Origin of the sequence: Calditerricola satsumensis (assembly GCF_014646935.1) — a bacterium.
GTDB classification, from domain to species: domain Bacteria; phylum Bacillota; class Bacilli; order Calditerricolales; family Calditerricolaceae; genus Calditerricola; species Calditerricola satsumensis.
In genome coordinates this window covers 1-18,900 of sequence record NZ_BMOF01000048.1, presented here as the reverse complement: position 1 = coordinate 18,900, position 18,900 = coordinate 1, and the positions used below count along the sequence as shown (strand labels likewise).

Annotated in this window: 20 protein-coding genes; 17 read left to right on the top strand and 3 right to left on the bottom strand. The window is 64.0% G+C overall.

The window, feature by feature from the left end; all coding sequences use genetic code 11:
• The first annotated feature begins 589 nt into the window (after positions 1–589).
• The 8 genes from IEX61_RS10095 to IEX61_RS10060 all read left to right on the top strand — a co-directional run bounded on the left by IEX61_RS10095 (position 590) and on the right by IEX61_RS10060 (position 9,795).
• Positions 590–2,050, top strand: a complete 1,461-nt coding sequence (locus tag IEX61_RS10095; RefSeq protein WP_188817877.1) for an aldehyde dehydrogenase family protein — start codon at positions 590–592, stop codon at positions 2,048–2,050.
• Between the two features lie 1,215 nt (positions 2,051–3,265).
• Complete coding sequence (gene alaS / locus IEX61_RS10090) at positions 3,266–5,905, top strand: alanine--tRNA ligase (RefSeq protein WP_188817875.1); 2,640 nt, start codon at positions 3,266–3,268, stop codon at positions 5,903–5,905.
• A 159-nt stretch (positions 5,906–6,064) separates the two neighbouring features.
• The gene (locus IEX61_RS10085; protein WP_188817873.1) at positions 6,065–6,331 is read left to right on the top strand and encodes an IreB family regulatory phosphoprotein; all 267 of its coding nucleotides are present in this window, start codon (positions 6,065–6,067) and stop codon (positions 6,329–6,331) included.
• 124 nt (positions 6,332–6,455) lie between these two features.
• A complete protein-coding gene (gene ruvX / locus IEX61_RS10080) occupies positions 6,456–6,896 on the top strand; it encodes a Holliday junction resolvase RuvX (protein WP_188817871.1) in 441 nt (146 codons plus the stop codon).
• Positions 6,874–7,224, top strand: a complete 351-nt coding sequence (locus IEX61_RS10075) for a DUF1292 domain-containing protein (protein WP_054673261.1) — start codon at positions 6,874–6,876, stop codon at positions 7,222–7,224. The genes ruvX and IEX61_RS10075 overlap by 23 nt, the downstream gene beginning before the upstream one ends.
• A complete protein-coding gene (locus tag IEX61_RS10070) occupies positions 7,221–7,535 on the top strand; it encodes a DUF1292 domain-containing protein (RefSeq protein WP_188817869.1) in 315 nt (104 codons plus the stop codon). Before IEX61_RS10075 ends, IEX61_RS10070 begins: the two co-directional genes overlap by 4 nt.
• A gap of 189 nt (positions 7,536–7,724) precedes the next feature.
• On the top strand, positions 7,725–9,524 hold the full coding sequence (locus tag IEX61_RS10065; protein ID WP_188817867.1) for a peptidoglycan D,D-transpeptidase FtsI family protein: 1,800 nt from the start codon (positions 7,725–7,727) through the stop codon (positions 9,522–9,524).
• Positions 9,525–9,585: 61 nt separating this feature from the next.
• Positions 9,586–9,795, top strand: a complete 210-nt coding sequence (locus IEX61_RS10060; protein WP_054670973.1) for a hypothetical protein — start codon at positions 9,586–9,588, stop codon at positions 9,793–9,795.
• Positions 9,796–9,804: 9 nt separating this feature from the next.
• On the opposite strand, the gene IEX61_RS10055 is transcribed toward IEX61_RS10060, so the two are convergent.
• The 3 genes from IEX61_RS10055 to IEX61_RS10045 form a co-directional block, all read right to left on the bottom strand.
• Positions 9,805–11,172, bottom strand: a complete 1,368-nt coding sequence (locus IEX61_RS10055) for a hemolysin family protein (RefSeq protein ID WP_054670990.1) — start codon at positions 11,170–11,172, stop codon at positions 9,805–9,807.
• 71 nt (positions 11,173–11,243) lie between these two features.
• A complete protein-coding gene (locus IEX61_RS10050; RefSeq protein ID WP_188817865.1) occupies positions 11,244–11,930 on the bottom strand; it encodes a zinc metallopeptidase in 687 nt (228 codons plus the stop codon).
• 67 nt (positions 11,931–11,997) lie between these two features.
• Positions 11,998–12,393 carry a MerR family transcriptional regulator gene (locus IEX61_RS10045; RefSeq protein WP_188817863.1) on the bottom strand — a complete coding sequence of 132 codons (396 nt, stop codon included), beginning with the start codon at positions 12,391–12,393 and terminating at the stop codon, positions 11,998–12,000.
• Positions 12,394–12,598: 205 nt separating this feature from the next.
• Between IEX61_RS10045 and sigK the strand changes: the two genes are divergently transcribed.
• The 9 genes from sigK (at position 12,599) to rsfS (ending at position 18,869) form a co-directional block, all read left to right on the top strand.
• Positions 12,599–13,330, top strand: a complete 732-nt coding sequence (gene sigK, locus IEX61_RS10040; protein WP_054670980.1) for an RNA polymerase sporulation sigma factor SigK — start codon at positions 12,599–12,601, stop codon at positions 13,328–13,330.
• A gap of 101 nt (positions 13,331–13,431) precedes the next feature.
• Positions 13,432–13,956, top strand: coding sequence for a YqeG family HAD IIIA-type phosphatase (locus IEX61_RS10035; protein ID WP_054670983.1), 525 nt, complete (start codon positions 13,432–13,434; stop codon positions 13,954–13,956).
• Positions 13,953–15,065: a ribosome biogenesis GTPase YqeH gene (gene yqeH, locus IEX61_RS10030; RefSeq protein ID WP_054670987.1), complete on the top strand. Its 1,113-nt coding sequence runs from the start codon at positions 13,953–13,955 to the stop codon at positions 15,063–15,065. Before IEX61_RS10035 ends, yqeH begins: the two co-directional genes overlap by 4 nt.
• A 14-nt stretch (positions 15,066–15,079) precedes the next feature.
• Positions 15,080–16,063: an endolytic transglycosylase MltG gene (gene mltG / locus IEX61_RS10025; RefSeq protein ID WP_188817861.1), complete on the top strand. Its 984-nt coding sequence runs from the start codon at positions 15,080–15,082 to the stop codon at positions 16,061–16,063.
• An 82-nt stretch (positions 16,064–16,145) separates the two neighbouring features.
• Positions 16,146–17,018, top strand: a complete 873-nt coding sequence (locus IEX61_RS10020; protein WP_188817859.1) for a shikimate dehydrogenase — start codon at positions 16,146–16,148, stop codon at positions 17,016–17,018.
• The gene (gene yhbY / locus IEX61_RS10015; protein ID WP_188817857.1) at positions 17,012–17,305 is read left to right on the top strand and encodes a ribosome assembly RNA-binding protein YhbY; all 294 of its coding nucleotides are present in this window, start codon (positions 17,012–17,014) and stop codon (positions 17,303–17,305) included. The genes IEX61_RS10020 and yhbY overlap by 7 nt, the downstream gene beginning before the upstream one ends.
• Before the next feature lie 4 nt (positions 17,306–17,309).
• Positions 17,310–17,891, top strand: coding sequence for a nicotinate-nucleotide adenylyltransferase (locus IEX61_RS10010; RefSeq protein WP_188817855.1), 582 nt, complete (start codon positions 17,310–17,312; stop codon positions 17,889–17,891).
• Positions 17,872–18,474, top strand: coding sequence for a bis(5'-nucleosyl)-tetraphosphatase (symmetrical) YqeK (yqeK, locus tag IEX61_RS10005; RefSeq protein WP_308423730.1), 603 nt, complete (start codon positions 17,872–17,874; stop codon positions 18,472–18,474). The genes IEX61_RS10010 and yqeK overlap by 20 nt, the downstream gene beginning before the upstream one ends.
• Complete coding sequence (rsfS, locus tag IEX61_RS10000; protein WP_188817851.1) at positions 18,471–18,869, top strand: ribosome silencing factor; 399 nt, start codon at positions 18,471–18,473, stop codon at positions 18,867–18,869. Before yqeK ends, rsfS begins: the two co-directional genes overlap by 4 nt.
• The last annotated feature ends 31 nt before the right edge of the window (positions 18,870–18,900 follow it).

The following is an 18,900-nucleotide window of genomic DNA, read 5'->3' as shown; positions in this document are numbered from 1 at the left end:
GGAAATGGCTCTCTGACTTTTTTCAGAGAGTCCTTTTTACACAAGAATACGGACTCAACTGGATGGGGAAATCCGGTACCTTGAAATTCAGATCAAAGCACGGTCAAAGGATTGCAAACCCAGTAATGCTGGTCTTTTCGCAGCGATGGAAATTATCAACCCTCGACCGAACTATTACTTTATTTTTTATTCAGAACAGGCCGATGCTTATTGGGTTATTCCTTCGTTAGAGCTTGTTCAACACGCGGTTCGGAATCGAAGTGGAAAGAACAAAGGGCGTTACACAATAAAACTCTGCAATGTCAAGGCAGACGGTACGGTTGTACCTCGTCCAAAGTTTGAGCGTTACCGAAACAATTTCGATTTGCTAAAATGGACGTGAATGATCGGCTGAGGAAGGTTGTTGACATTCACACCAGAACGAATCGAACGAGTGTAGAAAATGATGTTAGTATTTTTATCATATGTTAATAATACCTTGACATTGTCAAAAAATCTTCACATAATGAAGTTGAAAGCGGTGCGCGAAACTCGCCCGTGATGCAGAAGGGGCCATGGCAACGGACTTGCTCACAAGGAGGCACGCATCATGCAACGGTTTGAGGAATTGAACAAAAGTTTCATCAACGGGGAATGGGTCGAGGGCCAAAGCGAATGTACGTCTGACATTTTGAATCCGTACGACAATTCCGTCATCACGACCGTTCGCCTGGCCACGAAAAAACAGCTTCAGGAAGCGTTTGAAGCGGCACAGCAAGCGCAAAAACAGTGGGCCAAGACGACGGCTGAAGAACGGAAACGGGTAATTCGCAACGTGATCGAATACTTTACGGAGAACCGCGAGGCGATCGTTTCGCTCCTCGTCCGGGAAACCGGCAGCACCGTGTTGAAGGCGAACATCGAGATCGACTTGACCCTTGCTGAGCTGCAGGAGGCGCTGAACTACGCGGATGAGATCAACAAGGTCCGTGAAGTGCCCTCTGTGGTGCCCGGTAAGATCAACCGCATCTACCGCCTGCCGATTGGCGTGATCGCGTCGATTTCGCCCTTCAACTTCCCGCTGTACCTCTCCATGCGCACCATTGTCCCGGCAATCGCGCTGGGGAACGCGGTGGTGCACAAGCCCGATCTGCAAGTCGGCTTGAGCGGGGGCTCCGTGATCGCCAAAGCTTTCGAGGAGGCCGGGCTTCCCAAAGGCGTGCTCAACGTCATTCTGACGGAAGTCGCGGAAATCGGCGACGACATGCTCACCAACCCGATTCCGCGACTGATCAGCTTCACCGGTTCCACCGCCGTGGGCCGGAAGGTCGGGGAAATCGCCGGCCGGAACCTGAAACGCGTGGCCCTTGAGCTGGGCGGCAACAGCCCCTTCGTGGTGCTGTCCGACGCCGACGTTGACAAGGCCGTGGAGGCGGCGGTGTTCGGCAAGTTCGTCCACCAAGGCCAGATCTGCATGGCCATCAACCGCATCATCGTCCACCAGGACAAGTACGACGAGTTTGTTGCCAAGTTTGTAGAGAAGGTCAAGACCTTGCCCTGCGGCGACCCGTCCGATCCGAAGACGATCGTCGGCCCGATCATCAACGAGCGGCAGATGCAAAAGGCGCTGCAGATCATCGAGGAGGCCAAGCGCGAAGGCGTGAAGGTGGCGCTGGAAGGCAAGCGGATCGGGAACGTCCTCACCCCGTACGTCTTCGTCGATGTGGACAACGCCAGCAAGCTGGCGCAAACCGAGCTGTTTGCCCCGATCGCTTCGATCATCAAGGCCCGAACCGACGAGGAAGCGATCGCGATGGCGAACGACACCGAATACGGCCTGAGCGCCGCGATCTTCACGTCCGACATCGAAAAGGGCGAAAAGCTGGCGCTTGAAATCGACAGCGGCATGACCCACGTCAACGACCAGACGGTGAACTGCGAACCCAACACGCCCTTCGGCGGGAACAAGTGCAGCGGCGTGGGCCGCTTCGGCAACCCGTGGATTGTGGAAGAGTTTACGATTCCGAAGTGGGTGTCGGTGCAGAAGCAAAGCCGGGAATATCCGATTTGACGGAAGGGGTGCCATTCAGTACGAGGAGGCCCGGCGACCACGAGCGTCTGGTCGTACGCATACATCCGCCAATAAGAGCCGGGTGGGGATTGAAATTAAAACCCCCAGGGGGAATCCCTGGGGTTACAGCGTGTAGACAAAGTACCGGGATGTACAAGGTCTACACGCTTTTTTGTCGAATAGGGTTCTTATCTCATCCATGCAGAGGTGGCCACATGCTGAGAAAACAATCGGCCGAAGGCCGTTACCAGCTTACCGTTGTTTCGTTGGACGAATTGGTGCCTCAGGATCACCTGGTTCGCAAAATCGAAAACGCCATCGACTGTTGCTTCGGCGGAACGGTTGCTGGGCGCTGTTCTCATGGAAATCGACGAGGAATGGACAACAGGGTCGGAAATACCTCGATATGACGGCTTATTTTGAGTGGAAGCAGAGCAAGAACGTTTAACTGCCCAAGAAGCTGAGAAACAGGGCAATCCAGTCGCCTAATTCCACCACTACTGAAGCCAGGGGAATTTTACACCACAATTTTGGACGTGATCATTTTAAACAACCATACAGTACTAATGCTCTCATTCTTAATATCATTTTACTGATAGGGGAATTGGTAGTTTCATTTTTGTTTTATGGAACTCCTTCGGCACAGTCGAGGGTATGTGCGTCAAATCCTCAGTCACGGGATTATTTTTTCACAGAACTGTTATTCTGCGAAGTTTTTCTCGTGAACTCAGCTTAAAAACTTCATAGAATTCGACGAAACTATAGCCAGAAAAACTTCGCAGAATTATAATCGGGGGAGGGAGTTGGAGATGCTTCTCCTTTCCTTGACAACCCCCCGCCCCTTCTGCTACGTTTAACATTGACAACTTGCATGTCCACACACCTGCCCAACGCCATGACGGGGCGAAGTAGACCGCAGCCCTTCTCCAGAGAGGAGGCCCCTTGGGCTGGAAGGGCCTCTAGAAGAAGAGCGGTCGAAGGCCACCCCGGAGCGCGGGCAAACCCCGCCGGTGACACGCCGTTATCGTGCCGAGCGACGCGGACGGCCGCATTGCGCGTCGGAACCCGGGAGGTGATGCGGAGCCCCAACCGGGAACCGGTGGCGTGCGCATTCCGTTCGCGTAAGCAGGGTGGTACCGCGAGAGCCAACTCTCGTCCCTGAGGGGCGGGAGTTTTTTGTTTCGGACGCAAGACCACGGACGGAGGGATGGGTGCATGAAAGCGAGCGAGATCCGCCGGAAATTCCTCGACTTCTTCGCCTCCAAGGGGCACAAGATCGAGCCGAGCGCCCCGCTCGTGCCGATCGACGACCCGTCGCTCTTGTGGATCAACGCCGGGATGGCCCCCTTGAAGAAGTACTTCGACGGCCGCCTGGTGCCCGACAACCCGCGCATCGCCAACGCCCAGAAGTGCATCCGCACCAACGACATCGAGAACGTCGGGAAGACGGCCCGCCACCACACGCTCTTCGAGATGCTCGGAAACTTCTCCATCGGCGACTACTTCAAGGAAGAGGCCATCACCTGGGCGTGGGAGTTCCTCACCAGCAAGGAGTGGATCGGCTTTGATCCCGACCGCCTCAGCGTGACGATCCACCCCGAGGACGACGAGGCCTTCGAAATCTGGCACAAGAAGATCGGCCTGCCCGAGGCGCGCATCATCCGCCACGAGGACAACTTCTGGGACATCGGCGAAGGTCCCTGCGGCCCGTGCTCGGAGATCTTCTACGACCGCGGGGCGCACCTCAACCACACGGCGAAGAGCCCCGAGGAGCTCTACCCCGGCGGGGAGAACGAGCGCTATCTCGAGGTGTGGAATCTCGTCTTCTCCCAGTTCAACCACAACCCCGACGGCACGTACACCGAGCTGCCGAAGAAGAACATCGACACCGGGATGGGCCTGGAGCGGATGGCCTCCATCCTGCAGGACGTGCCGACCAACTTCGACACCGACCTGTTCCGCCCGATCATCGACCGCACGGCGGAGCTCTCTGGCCTGCGCTACGGGGATGACCGCGAGCAGGACGTGGCCTTTAAGGTGATCGCCGACCACGTGCGCGCCGTCACCTTCGCCATCAGCGACGGGGCGCTGCCGGGCAACGAGGGTCGCGGCTACGTCATCCGCCGGCTCCTGCGCCGCGCCGTGCGCTACGGCAAGGTGCTCGGCATTGACCGGCCCTTCCTTCACGAGCTGGTGCCCGTCGTCGGCGCCATCATGGGCGATTACTACCCGGAAGTGGTGGAAAAGGCCGACCTCATCCGCCGCGTCATCCGCACCGAGGAGGAGCGCTTCCACGAGACGCTGGAGGAAGGCCTCTCCCTGCTGCAGGAACTCGTCGACGCGGCCAAACGTGAGGGGCGCGACACGATCACCGGCGAGGAGGCCTTCCGCCTGTACGATACCTACGGATTCCCCCTCGACCTGACCGAGGACTTTGCCGCCGAGCAGGGCCTGAAGGTGGACCGGGACGGCTTTGAGGCGGAGATGGCCAAGCAGCGCGAGCGGGCGCGGGCGGCGCGCGGTGAGGTGAGCGGCATGCGCGTGCAGGGCGGCGTGCTGGGCGACCTCACCATGGAAAGCGCCTTCGTCGGCTACGACCGGCTGGAGGTGGAGACCCGTGTCGCCGCCCTGGTGAAGGACGACGCCCTCGTCGACGAGGTGGCCGAGGGCGACACGGCCCAGGTGATCCTCGCCGAGACGCCCTTCTACGCCGAGAGCGGCGGCCAGGTGGCCGACAAGGGGCGCATCGTTGGGCCCAACGGGGAGCTCGAGGTGGACGACGTGCAGAAGGGCCCCAACGGCCAGCACGTCCACACCGTGCGCGTCGTCCGCGGCCGGGTGCGCGTCGGCGACGCGGTGATGGCGGCGGTGGACAGGGCGGCGCGCGCCGACATCGTCAAGAACCACACCGCCACGCACCTCCTGCACAAGGCCCTCAAGGAGATCCTCGGCGAGCACGCCAACCAGGCCGGCTCCCTCGTGGCGCCGGACCGGCTGCGCTTCGACTTCACCCACTTCAGCGCCCTCACCGCCGAGGAGCTTCAGCGCATCGAGCGGCGGGTGAACGAGCAAATCTGGAAGAGAATCGACGTGACCATCTTCCACACCGAGCTGGAGAAGGCCAAGGCCATGGGGGCGATGGCCCTCTTCGGGGAGAAGTATGGCGATATTGTGCGCGTCGTGCAGGTGGGCGACTACAGCCTCGAGCTGTGCGGCGGCTGCCACGTGCGCAACACGGCGGAAATCGGCCTCTTCAAGATCGTCAGCGAAAGCGGCATCGGCGCCGGCACGCGGCGCATCGAGGCGGTGACCGGCCGCCACGCCTACGAATACGTGGGCCAGCAGCTCGACTTGCTGCGCACGGCGGCGGACATGCTAAAGGCGGGCCACGTCAGCGACGTGCCGGCACGCATCCAGCACCTGCAGGAGGAGCTGCGCGCGCTGGAGCGGCAGAACGAGTCGCTGCAGGCGCGGCTCAGTCGCCTCGAGGCCCAGTCCCTCGCCGAGCGGGCCGAGACGGTGGAAGGGGTGAAGGTGATCGCCGCCAAGGTGAGCGGCGTCGACATGGACGGCCTGCGCGCCCTGTGCGACGAGCTGAAGAAGAAGCTCGGCTCGGGCATCGTCGTCCTCGGCACGGCGCGCGAGGGCAAGGTTAGCCTCGTTGCCGGCGTCACATCGGACCTCGTGCAGCGCGGCTTCCACGCCGGGAAGCTCGTCAAGGAAGTGGCTGCGCGCTGCGGCGGGGGCGGCGGTGGCCGTCCGGACCTGGCCCAGGCCGGGGGCCGCGACCCGCAGCGGCTTGACGAGGCGCTTGGCTACGTCAAGGAGTTCGTGCGCGCGGTGCAGGTGGGCTGACGCGAAGGCGGGCGAGCGCGTCGCGCGGCGCAGGTGGGAGCCGCGCGCGGGTTTCGCCATGACAAGGGGCAAAAAAACCCGTGTCGCCGCGAAGAGGAAACCGGCCCTTCGCGGCGAATTTGTACCGTTAGGACCGCTGGAGCGAGGTGGCACCGGACCATGAGTTCGATGGACAAGACGATGCGTTTCCGCGTGAAGGAGGACAGCGCGGACATCTCGCCGCGCGACGTCATCCTCACCGTCTACGACGCCCTCAAGGAAAAGGGATACAACCCGATCAACCAGCTGGTGGGGTACCTCTTGTCGGGCGACCCGGCCTACATTGCCCGCCACAACAACGCCCGCACGCTGATTCGCAAGGTGGAGCGCGACGAGCTGATCGAAGAGCTGGTGAAGCACTACCTGCAGGTGAACGGCCGGGAGTGACCGCGGCTTGGGGACGGCGCCGCCCGGCCGGCGGAGCGTGGTGCCGCTTCTAAGGGCGGCGCGCCGCGGGCACGGTGCATGACGGGTGCGCCGGCGGATCAGACTAGGAGTGGGAACGGTTGCCATGCGCATCATGGGGCTGGACGTGGGGGAGCGGACCATCGGCGTGGCGGTGAGCGACGAGCTGGGCCTGACCGCCCAGGGCGTCGCCGTCATCCGCCGCACGTCGAAGGAAGCCGATGTGGCCGCTCTTCAGCGTCTCATCGAACAGTACGGTGTGACGGCCATCGTCGTCGGCCTGCCCCGGAACATGAACGGCACCCTGGGGCCGACCGGCGAACGGTGCCAGGCCTTCGCGCGCTTTCTTGAAAAGCGGCTGACCTTGCCGGTCCACCTGTGGGACGAGCGGCTGACCACGGTGCTGGCCGAGCGGACGCTCCTTGAGGCCGATCTCAGCCGGCGCCGGCGCAAGCAGGTGGTCGACAAGGTGGCCGCGGCGGTCATGTTGCAAGGGTATTTGGACGCCAAAAGGAGGGAATGGCATGGCGATGCAGGAGCCGATTGAAGTGGGCGATCCGGTGACGCTGGTGGATGGGGAGGACGAACGGGATTTTCGCGTGATGTACGAGTTCGAGCACAACGGGACCCGCTATTTTGCCCTGGTGCCCGAGGAGCAGATCAACGACGAGGAACAAGACGTCTTCCTGTTCCGCTTGGAGGAGGACGGCAGCCTGGCTCCCGTTGAAGACGAGGACGAGTTCAACGCCGCCTGGCAGGTGATCGAGGACGCCTACCAGACCCTCGCCGAGGAAGGCGTGCTGGACGGCGACGCCGACGACGCGGGGGAGGACGACGAGGCCGATGCGGCGGACGGCAGGGAGGCGAAGCGATGACGGAACCGCGCATGGCCCGCGAGGTCTTTTACCTGCGCGAGGCGATGGGCGACGAGGTGGCCCTCGTCGGCGACGGGTCGGAGGAGCGCTACCGTGTGCTGACCGAGTTTGACCTGGACGGCACGGTCTACGCCGTGCTCAAGGGGCGGCGCGACGCGGACGGGGAAGACTGGTATCTCTTCCGCGTCCGCTTCGGGAATGACGGTCCGGTTGCCGTGGAACCCATCGAGGATGAGGACGAATGGGAGCGGGCGGCGGAAGCCTTCGACGAGTGGCTCTATTTCCAGGAGGAAGAAAACGCGGGGCGCTGAACCGGTGCCCCGCGTATCTTGCGTGCACAAACGCGCGCCAGCGAAAGCGGCGGCCCGAGCCATGCGGGCCGCTTTCCGTTTTCCTCGCAACGAGACCGGCTTTCGGTTCCAGGACGGTGTTGGCCCCGTTTGCCCTGCCGCGATCCTGGCTATCCTATCCAGTATCCCGCTCGCGGGGAGGATGGGACGATGGATGCGGCGCAGGGAGGGCGGCACCGCAACCGCCTCATCGCGCTGCTTGTGGTTGGCGCAGTGATGTGGGCGGCGCTTTTGGGACGGCTGGGATGGATTCAGGTGTGGGCGCAGCGCAGTTTCTCCGAGCGCGGCATCGACCTGGTGGAGGCGTCGGTGCGCCAGCGGGAGCGCGTGCTCGTGCTCGACACCGGACGCGGGCCCATCGTCGATCGCCAGGGGCGGCCGCTCACCGGGCGCACGGTGTGCGCGCTGGCCTTTTTGCCCGTCGCGCGGCGCGCGGTGCCCGACGACGCGGCCACGCGGCGACTGGCGGCCATTCTCCGCGCCGATCCCGACCGCCTTGCGCGCTGGTTTCGGGAGGCGAAGGGTCCTGACTTCTGGCGCGACGCCCGCGGCCGCCTGGTGGCCCTCACGGCGAAACAGGCGCGCGCCGTCGCGGCCCTGGGCCTTCCCGAGGTGCGCGTCTTCTCGGTTGCCGAGCGCTATCCGGAAGGCGGCGTGGCGCGCCATGTGCTTGGCTTTGTCAGCCAAAACCCCGATCTGGTGCGCCGCTTGTACCGGGAGGGGTGGGGGCGCGCGGACGTGCCGCTCACCCAGTTGGTCGGCGCCGCGGGGTTGGAGCGGTCCTTTGAGCCCTTTCTGCAGGGGGTGGGGTCGACAACGCTGGCCTACTTCACCGACGCGCGCGGGAATGTGCTGTCCGGCCTGGGCCTCCGCCTTCGCGCGCCGGACAACCCCTTCTATCCGCTGGAACTGGTGACCACCCTTGATCGCCCGCTGCAGCAGGCGCTGGAGCGCGTCGCCGATCGCTTTCCCTTGCGCGACGGGGCGATCGTCGTCCTCGACGCCAAAACGGCGGAGGTGCGGGCCATGGTGAGCCGCCCGGCCTTTGATCCGCGCCATCCCTACGCCACGGGAGACGCGTGGCGAAACCGCGCCCTGATGCGCACGCCGCCGGGTTCGGTGTTCAAGATCGTCGTCGCCGCCGCCGCCCTCGAGGAGGGTGTGACGACGGAGGAGGAGCGCTTCTTCTGTTCCGGCGAGCTGGGCCGGTACGGCTTTTCCTGCTGGAAACCAGGTGGCCACGGCCACCTCACCCTGGCCGAGGGGTTCGCCCAGTCGTGCAATCTCGTGTTTGCCGAGCTGGCCAGGCGCCTGGGCGGCGAGACGATCGAACGGTATGCGCGGGCCCTCGGCGTCGTCGGCACCGTGGGCTGGGCGGAGGCGCCCTTTTTTCGCCTCCCGCGACTGGCCCAGTTTGCCGAAGAGGAAGCGGGCCAGGTGTTTGCCCGCCCGGAGGAGAAGGCGGACGAGGGGGCACTCGTTCAGACGGCCATCGGGCAGCGCGATGTGCGCCTGACGCCCCTGGCGGCGGCCAATCTCGTCGTGACGCTCCTCAATGGCGGAACGCCCGTCTCCGTGCGGGTGGCGACGGAGCTGCGCTACCAAACCGGCGCATCCTTTGTCGTGTTTTCCAAGCGGCGTCTCCCCGACGCGTCGGGCGTTTCGCCGTACACGGCCTACCGCCTGCGCAAGCTCATGCGCGGGGTGGTGGAGGAGGGGACGGGAACGGCGCTGGGCGCCCATCCCTGGAAACTTGCCGGAAAAAGCGGAACGGCCCAGGCAGTCCTGGGCCAACGTCAGGTCAATCACCATTGGTTTGTGGGATTTGGGCCTGCACCACAGCCGCGTTACGCGGTGGCCGTCTTGGTGCGCGGGCAGAGCCGAGAAGGCAAAAACCAGGCCACCCGCCTGTTCGGCGAGGTGATGAGGGTGGTGGCGGCAAACGAATAACCGCCCCGGACCTTGCCGCATACCCTAACACGGCACACCCGCAAGACGAGGAGGGGTGGCCGTGCTGTACGAAGAGCTGCTCTTTTTGGGCCCCTTCTTGGCGGTGTTTTTGGGGCTGATCCTGCTGGTGTTGCCCGCGGTGTGGAACGGGCTGGCCCGGACGGCGGGGCGCAGGTTTGCCGCCTTTGCCGTCGTGTGGGTGGGGGTGCTGCTCGCCGCCCTCGCGTTTGCGGTGTGGGTGTACCTGTTCGTGTTTTTTGACGTCGTCTAGAGGGCAGCGTCACCGCTGTTCCACCGTGGCTTCCACGGTGGCATCGTCCGCGGCGGCGCTGGCCGTCTCCGGCGGCAGGCGCCTGATGTTCAAGCGGGAGATGCGCAGCCGGTCCATCTCCGCCACCTCGAACAGCACGTTGTCGTACACCACCGTCTTCCCTACTTCCGGCGCCCCTTCCAGGCGGGCGTAGACCCACCCGCCGATGGAGTCGACCTCTTCGTTCTCGATGTCGAGCTGCAGCAGCTCGTTGACCGTCTCGATCAGCACGCGCCCGTCGACGGAATACACGTCGCCCTTCTTTTCCCACAAGGGGCGCTCATCGTCGAATTCATCTTGAATCTCGCCGACGATTTCCTCGAGAATGTCTTCGAGGGTGAGCAGCCCCGCCGTTCCGCCGTACTCGTCGACGACAATGGCCATGTGCACGCGCTTTTTCTGCATCAGCCGCAGCACTTGGCTGAGCTCCATCGATTCCGGAACGGTCAAAATCGGGCGGATGAGGGGCTTGAGGCTCTTGTCCTTGCCGGGTTTCAGGGCTTCGGCGTACAGATCCGAAACGTGAACGAAGCCGATGATGTTGTCCTTGTCCTCTTCGGCCACCGGATAGCGTGTATGGCGCGTTTCGCGGGCGATGCTGAGGTTCTCCTCAAAGGAATCTTCTAGGTACAAGACGACCATTTTGGTCCGCGGCACCATCACTTCGCGGGCCACCCGTTCGGAAAATTCAAAGACGTTGTCGACGAGGACGCGCTCCGTTTGATCGATGAGGCCGCGCTGATGGCTCTGCTTGACGAGGATGCGGATCTCCTCTTCGGTGTGGGCCTGCTGGAGCTCGTCGACCGGTTCAATGCCGATGCGCCGCAAGAACCAATTTGCCGTGCCGTTCAAGAACCAGATGACCGGATACATCACTTTGTAAAAGAGCATCAGCGGCGGGGAGAGCCACAGCGTGACGGGTTCCGCCTTGCGGATGGCGATGGATTTGGGCGCCAGCTCGCCCAGCACGATGTGCAGGAACGTGATGAAGGAGAACGCGACGACGAACGCGATGCTGTGCACGGCCATGGGCGGAACGCCGAGCGGCTTGAGGGCCGGCTCGATCATCCGCGCGATGGCCGGCTCCCCCACCCAACCCAAACCGAGGGACGAGAGGGTGATCCCCAACTGGCACGCCGAGAGGTACGCGTCGAGGCGGTTCGTCACGTGCTGGGCGAAGCGCGCACGGCGGTTGCCCTCGTTCACCAGCTGGAGGATGCGCGACTGGCGCACCTTCACGATGGCAAACTCGGCGGCGACAAAGAACCCGTTCAAGAACACCAGCAGGAACACCACAAACAGATTGAGCAGGACGGTAGGGAAACTCGGACTTTCCAAGGTGTCAGCGCCCTTCCCCGACAAAGGGGAAGGGCACACCCCCTTTCCCAAACGTTCCGGTTGCCTTTCCATTATTCTTCGCGGTTGGCCTGGGTAAAGATCATGACATACTTGACCAATTCCAACACGGCCACCAGCGTCGCGGCGACGTAGGTGAGCGCGGCGGCGTTCAGCACCTTTTCCACACCTTTTTCTTCACCGCGGGCGATAAATCCTTCTTGCAGCATCAACTTTTTCGCGCGGCTGCTGGCGTTGAACTCCACGGGGAGGGTGACCAGCTGGAAGGCCACGGCAGCCGAGAAGAGCACGATCCCCAGGCCGATCAGGTTGGCCCATTGCAGCAGAAGGCCGCCCAGGAGGAACAGCGGGGCAAGCGACGCGCTGAAGTTGACCACGGGAAACATGCGGTGGCGCAGCACGAGCATCGGGTAGCGCACCTTGTGCTGGATGGCGTGCCCCACCTCGTGGCAGGCCACCGACAGCGCGGCGATGCTTCGCCCGTAGTACACATCCTCCGACAGGCGCACGACGCGGTGGATGGGGTCGTAATGGTCGGTCAGGCGGCCCGGCACGAGTTCCACGGGCACGTCGTGGAGGCCGTTGCGATCGAGCAGGATGCGCGCCGCCTCGGCACCCGTCAGCCCCGACGCAGCCGGGACGCCATGCCAGCGGCTAAAATTGCCCTGCACGCGAATCTGCGCCCACAGGGCGAGGCCAAACGCCGCAAAAATCAGGAAATCCATGGGATGGAAGAACATCGGATCCGCCCTCCATTTTGTAGAGTGAAGCGCTTTCTTGCCGCCGACAGCCGAAACGGTAAGGTGATCACAGGGTCGGCGGGGTGTTGCTCAGGAGCACGAGCATGCCTTGGAGCGTGGACATGGCGCGCGCGGCAAACTGCTTCGCCACGCGATCGTGGTCCTGCCCTTGCAGATGGGACAGGGCCGGCGTCAGCTTGGCCAGCTCCTTTTTCGCTTGTTCCAGGGAGGCCAACACCTCTTCCATCCGCTGGGCCAGGCTCTGCAAGTCGCCCTCGCGCAGCAGGTGATCGATTTCGTCCAGCCATGCGCGGATTTCCTCCAACGTGTACTTCTCCGCTTTCAGCCGCTCGATCCACCGCAGGCGGACCAGGGCGTCGTCGCCGTAATAGCGGTAGTTCGAGGGGCTTCGCCGGACGGGAATCAAGAGACCGATCTGCGTGTAGTAGTCGATCGTGCGCACGCTGAGTCCCGATCGGCGGGCCAGCTCGCCGATGCGGTAGAGTCGCCGTTCCCCACGGGTTTCACCTCCCGCATTTCGGGGCTTTTGCCTTTAGTATACCCCCGTCAAAACCATACAGTCAAACTGTATGCTGTGGGACAGACACGGACAGAAGCCCAGCCTCATACAGTAGCACCAAGCCGCTGCACCGGGGAGGTGGCTGGGTGTGTTCGGCCTGTTTGGCGGTTTGGTCTTGCTCTTGAAAGACCTCTTGCTCTTTGTGTCGTACATCAAGAACAACGCGTTTCCCCAACCCCTCAGCGAGGAAGAAGAGGCGTTGTACCTGCGCCGGATGGCCAAGGGGGACCGGGAGGCGCGCAACAAGCTGATCGAGCACAACCTGCGCCTGGTGGCCCACATTGTGAAGAAGTTTGAGAACACGGGCGAGGACACCGAAGATCTGATTTCCATCGGCACGATCGGGTTGATCAAGGGGATTGAAAGTTATCAGATGGACAAGGGAACAAAATTGGCCACCTATGCGGCTCGTTGTATCGAAAACGAGATCCTCATGCACCTTCGCTCCTTGAAAAAGACGCGTCGGGAAGTCTTGCTCCACGATCCCATCGGCCAGGACAAAGAAGGCAACGAGATCACCCTGGCGGACATCCTGGGCACCGAGATGGACGAGGTCGTCGACGCGGTGGAGTTCGAATTGGAGAAGGACCAGATTTATGCGCACCTGGATGCCCTCGACCCGCGGGAACGCGAGGTGATCCTGCACCGCTTCGGCCTCGTGCGCGCGGAAGAGAAGACGCAGCGGGAAATCGCCAAAGAACTGGGCATTTCCCGCTCCTACGTGTCGCGCATCGAAAAACGGGCGCTGATGAAATTGTTTCAGGCGCTGTACAAACAGGGGCGCGACAAGCGGAAAGAGGCCGAATCGGATCGCGGGTAAAGCGCGTTTTTTCCAATCGCGCCTGCACGGAAATGGGGAAGTATGATATAGTAGTGGCCGAGCACACGATGCGGCGATATTTTCCCGGTTGAGGTGACCCGGTGTTACTCAGAAGGCTTGTTCCGGACCTGTATGTTGACAGCGTCTACCAGATCGACCTGGAGGCGTTGTGGAACGCGGGCATCCGCGGCATCATCACGGATTTGGACAACACGCTGGTGGAAGCCGACCGCCCGAATGCGACGCCGCGCGTGGTGGCGTGGTTGAAGGGGGTGCAGGACCGCGGCTTTCGCGTGGTCATCGTCTCCAACAACAACCGGACCCGCGTGGCCACCTTCGCCGATCCCCTCGGCGTCCCCTATATCCATCGGGCCCGCAAACCGATGCGCAGCGCGTTTTTCAAAGCGCTGCGCATGTTGCAGTTGCCCCCCCATCAGGTGGTCGTGGTCGGCGACCAGCTCTTTACCGACGTGCTGGGGGGCAAGCGCCTGGGGTTTGCTACCATTTTGGTCCTTCCCCTCGCCGGGAAAGAAGGCTTCTGGACGCGGATCAATCGCCGGCTGGAACGGCTCGCGTTTCGCTGGATGCGGCACAAGGGCTGGCTCAAGTGGGGGGAGACGCGATGAAGCAGGGAAAACGGATTTGCCCCGGATGCGGAGCGGTGCTGCAGTCGGAGGACGAGACCCGACCCGGTTACGTCCCCGCCCAGGTGCTCGCGGAGCGGGAAGAGGTCACCTGCCAGCGTTGTTTTCGCATTACGCATTACAATGAGGTGATGACCGTCCGGTTGGATGCGGAAGACTTTGCGCGCATCCTCGAGCGGATCGGCCAGACCGACGCCCTCGTCGTCAAGCTGGTCGACCTGTTTGACGTCAACGGGACGTGGATCCCCGACCTGGCGCGCTACACCGGCGACAACCCGGTCCTCCTCGTGGGGAACAAGGTCGACCTCTTGCCCCGGCAGACAAACTGGCAAAAGGTGCGGCTGTGGCTGGAACAGATGACGCGGGAATTGGGCCTTACCCCGACGCGCATCGAGCTGTGCAGCGGGAAGAAAGGGCTGCGCCTCGAGGCGGTGGCGGAGGCCATTGAGGAGCTGCGCGACGGGCGGGACGTGTATGTGGTCGGGGTGACGAACGTCGGCAAGTCGACGTTCCTCAACCGGCTTCTTCCTCTCTACGGCGTCGATACGCGGCGGCCCATCACCACATCCCGCTTTCCGGGCACGACCCTCGACGTCATCGAGATTCCGCTCGGCGACGGGTGCCGGCTGTACGACACGCCGGGCATCGTCAACGCGCACCAGATCAGCCACATGGTGTCCCCGCAGGACCTCAAGATTTTGATCCCGGAGGAAACCCTGCGCCCGCGGGTGTACCAGCTGAACGACCAGCAGACGCTGTTCTTTGGCGGCCTGGCGCGGCTGGACTTCGTGCGCGGCGAGCGGCAGTCCTTTGTCTGCTACGTGTCCAACCGCCTGCGCATCCATCGCACCAAGCTGGTCAACGCCGATGCCCTGTACGAGCGGCACCGTGGAGGGCTTTTGTCGCCGCCACGGGGCAGCGATTGGCAGCACCTCCCCCCGTTTGTCCGCCACACCTTCGAGGTGCCCCCCGATCCGGTGGACATCGTCATCTCCGGGCTGGGATGGATTTCGGTCCGCGGCACAGGCGCCCTCGTTGACGTGCACGTCCCGCAGGGCGTCGGGGTCGGGTTGCGTCGCGCCTTGATCTAGGAGCGGGTTCGGCGATGATGCGGAGGTATCGCGCGTGGCTGAGCGCGGCCGCTCTCGCCGTCCTGCTGGCCGTGGGGGCGTGGGCGGCGCTGGAGTATCCGCAGAACCCGGCCAAGCGCATCACCATCGATCCGGGCTGGAGCACGGCGCGCATCGCCGAGCACCTCGAGGCGGAAGGGCTCGTGCGCGACGCGGCGTACTTCCGGTGGCGGGCGGCCGGCCAATCGCTGAAGGCGGGCACCTATGACATCCCCGCCAACATCTCCGTGGGCGAGCTGGTTGCCCTTTTGGCGGAAGGCCGTACCGTGCGCGACTGGGTGACGGTGACCATTCCCGAAGGCTGGACGCTGGAGCAGATGGCCGACCGCGTGGCCGAACTGGGCATTGCCGATCGCGCGGCGTTTTTTCAGGCCCTGGCGGTGGCCAAGCCCCCCGCGGGCGTGGAGGGGAAGCTCCCGCCCGGCAACCGGCGCCTCGAGGGTTACCTGTATCCGGACACCTATCGCCTGCAGAAGGGCGACGGCGCGAACGAGCTGATTGCGCTGATGCGCCGGCGATTCGACGAGGTGGCCAAGGAGCTGGCCATTCCGCCCCAGCGCCTGCACGAGGTGGTGACGATCGCGTCGATGGTGGAGCGGGAGGCCAAGCGCCCCGAGGAGCGACGGCGCATCGCCGGGGTCATCTACAACCGCCTGAAGAAGGGCATGAAGCTGCAGATCGACGCCACCGTGCAGTACGCGCTGGGGAAGCACAAAGAGCGGCTGCTCTACGAGGATCTGAAGGTGGACTCGCCGTACAACACCTATCGCTATCCCGGATTGCCGCCGGGGCCCATCGCCGCGCCGGGGCGGGGCGCGCTGGAGGCGGCGCTCCATCCCGAGCGGCACGACTTCTATTACTATGTTGCCCGCCCGGACGGCTCCCACGTGTTCAGCAAGACCTACGAGGAGCACCTGCGTCGGATCCGCGAAATTCGTCGCGCGGCGGGCTCGTCGTGAGCGGATCGGCGGGGGTGCGGTGTGGGCCGCGGTGGAAGGCACCGGAACGCCGGGGCAAGACGGAAGTAAGGGGCGAAACGCGATGACGATCACCGCCGAGACGCGCCTTGTGGGTCTGTTTGGCTACCCCGTAGGCCATTCCCTGTCGCCGGCCATGCACAACGCCGCCTTCGCGGCCCTGGGCCTCAACCTGCGCTACGTGGCCTTTCCCGTGCCACCGGCGCATCTGGCCGACGCGGTGCGGGCCCTGCGCGCCCTGTCCTTTCGCGGGGTGAACGTGACGATCCCGCACAAGGTGGCCATTGTCCCCCTCTTGGATGCGCTCGACGAGGAGGCGCGGGCGATCGGGGCGGTCAACACGGTGATCGTGGAAGCGGACGGGCGGCTGGTGGGCACGAACACCGACGGCCGCGGGTACGTCCGGTCCCTGGTCGAGGAGACGGGCGTGGACCTCGCTGCGCAGCGGGTGCTCATCCTTGGCGCCGGCGGGGCGGCACGGGCGGTGGCCGTCAGCCTGGCCAAGGGCGGCGCATCGCGCATCGCCATCGCCAACCGCACGCCGGAGAAGGCCGCGGAGCTGGCGGCACACCTCGCCCCGTTCGCCGACGCCTGGGCGGTGCCCCCCGAGCGGCTGGCCGACGCGGTGCGCGAGGCGACACTGCTCATCAACACGACGTCGGTGGGGATGGTGCCCCACGCGGACGAGACGCCGCTTCCCCCGGAGTGGCTCCACGACGGCCTCCTCGTGAGCGACCTCGTGTACCGCCCGCTCAAGACGCGCCTGCTGCGGGAAGCCGAGGCGCGGGGGCTCGTCACCCACGGCGGATTGGGCATGCTCGTCCACCAGGGCGCCTTGGCCTTCGAACGGTGGACCGGCCGGCCGGCGCCGGTGGCGCTCATGCGCGACGCCGCGCTGCGGGCGCTGGCGGCCGAGAAGGAGGGGAAAGAATGCTGACCGGCAAGCAGAAGCGCTACCTTCGCGCCCTGGCCCACCCCCTCACGCCGATCTTTCAGGTGGGCAAGGGCGGCGTAAACGCCAATTTGATCAAGCAGGTGGACGACGCCCTGGAAGCGCGGGAGCTGATCAAGCTGAACGTCCTGAAAAACTGCCCGCAAGACAAGGAGGAAGTGGCGCGCCAGCTCGCCGAGGCGACGGGGGCGGAGCTCGTTCAGGTGATCGGCAACGTCATCGTGCTGTACCGCGAGTCGCGCGAAAAGAAGCGGATCGAACTGCCGAGGTGATCGGGTGAAGGTTGGACTCTTCGGCGGCACCTTTGACCCGCCGCACGTGGCACACCTGGCGGCGGCCGAGCGGGTGCGCGACGAATTGGCCCTGGATGAGGTGTGGTTCGTTGTGGCCGGCCAGCCGCCGCACAAGATGCGCGACGCGGTGTCGCCGGCGCACCATCGGCTGCGCATGGTCGAGCTGGCCGTGGCCGATCACCCGGCCTTTCGCGTTTGCGACATCGAGCTGCGCCGCCCGGGCCCCTCGTACACGGTGGACACGGTCAGAGCGCTGCGCCGGCAGCATCCGGACGCGGAATTTTACTTCATCGTCGGGGCGGACATGGCCGCCGATCTGCCCAACTGGCGCGCCATTGACGAGCTGAAAACCCTCGTCCGCTTCGTCGCCCTCGGGCGGCCGGGGTATGCACGCCCCGTTCTCCCCGGGATTCCCCTGCATTGGGTGGACATGCCCCTTTTGGCGCTGTCGGCCACCGAACTTCGCCGCTGGATCCGCGCGGGGCGCTCGGTGCGCTACCTGGTGCCGGAGGCGGTGCGGCAGTACATGGAGGCGCATGAGGTCTATGGGAAACGGAAGCGTTGACCGCGAGACGTTGCTTCGGGCGCTGCGGGACGAGGTCCCGGAGCCCCGCTACCTCCACACCCTCGGGGTGGTGGAGGCGGCGGTGCGGCTTGCCGAACGCTACGGAGCCGACCCGACGAAGGCGGAGCTGGCGGCCATTCTGCACGACTTCGCCAAGTTCTGGCCCATCGACCGGCTGCGCGCGGCGGTGCAGGCGAGCGCCTTTCCCCAGGACGTCCTCGCCTACGACGCCGAGCTGTGGCACGGCCCCGTCGCCGCCGAGGTGGCCAAGGCGCGCTTCGGCGTGGCCGACGAGGACGTGCTGAACGCCATCCGCTACCACACCACCGGTCGGCCGGGGATGAGCGTGCTGGAAAAGGTGGTTTGTCTGGCCGACTACATCGAGCCGGGGCGGCAGTTTCCAGGGGTCGACGAGATTCGCCGCCTGGCGGAGGTGGATCTCGACGCGGCGCTGGCCAAGGCGTTGGGCGGAACGATCGCCTACCTCATTTCCCGGGGAATGCGCGTATATCCCCTGACGCTTTTGGCCTACAATGATCTCATCGGCGCATGCGCAGCGCGGAACAAGGAGGGTGGAGGATGACGGGCAAAGAGGTGGCGCTCCTGGCCGCGACGGCCGCGCAAGACAAAAAGGCGCAAAACGTCCTGATTTTGGATATTCGCGGACTGTCGGTGATCGCCGATTATTTCGTCATCTGCCACGGCAATTCCGAAACGCAAGTGCAGGCCATCGCGGCGGCCGTGCGCGACAAATTGGAGGAAAACGGGATCTTCGTGCGCGGGATGGAGGGGTACGACGAGGCCCGCTGGGTCTTGCTCGACGCGGGCGACGTGGTGGTCCACGTCTTCCATCGCGAGGAGCGGGAGTTCTACAACCTCGAGCGCTTGTGGGGCGACGCGCCCATCGTCCCGCTACCCGACCACCCGCTTCCCGATCAACCGCCGGTTGTGGGCGTGTCAACTCACATAAAAACCTAACCGAAGTGAAGCCGGTCACTCACGAGAAAAT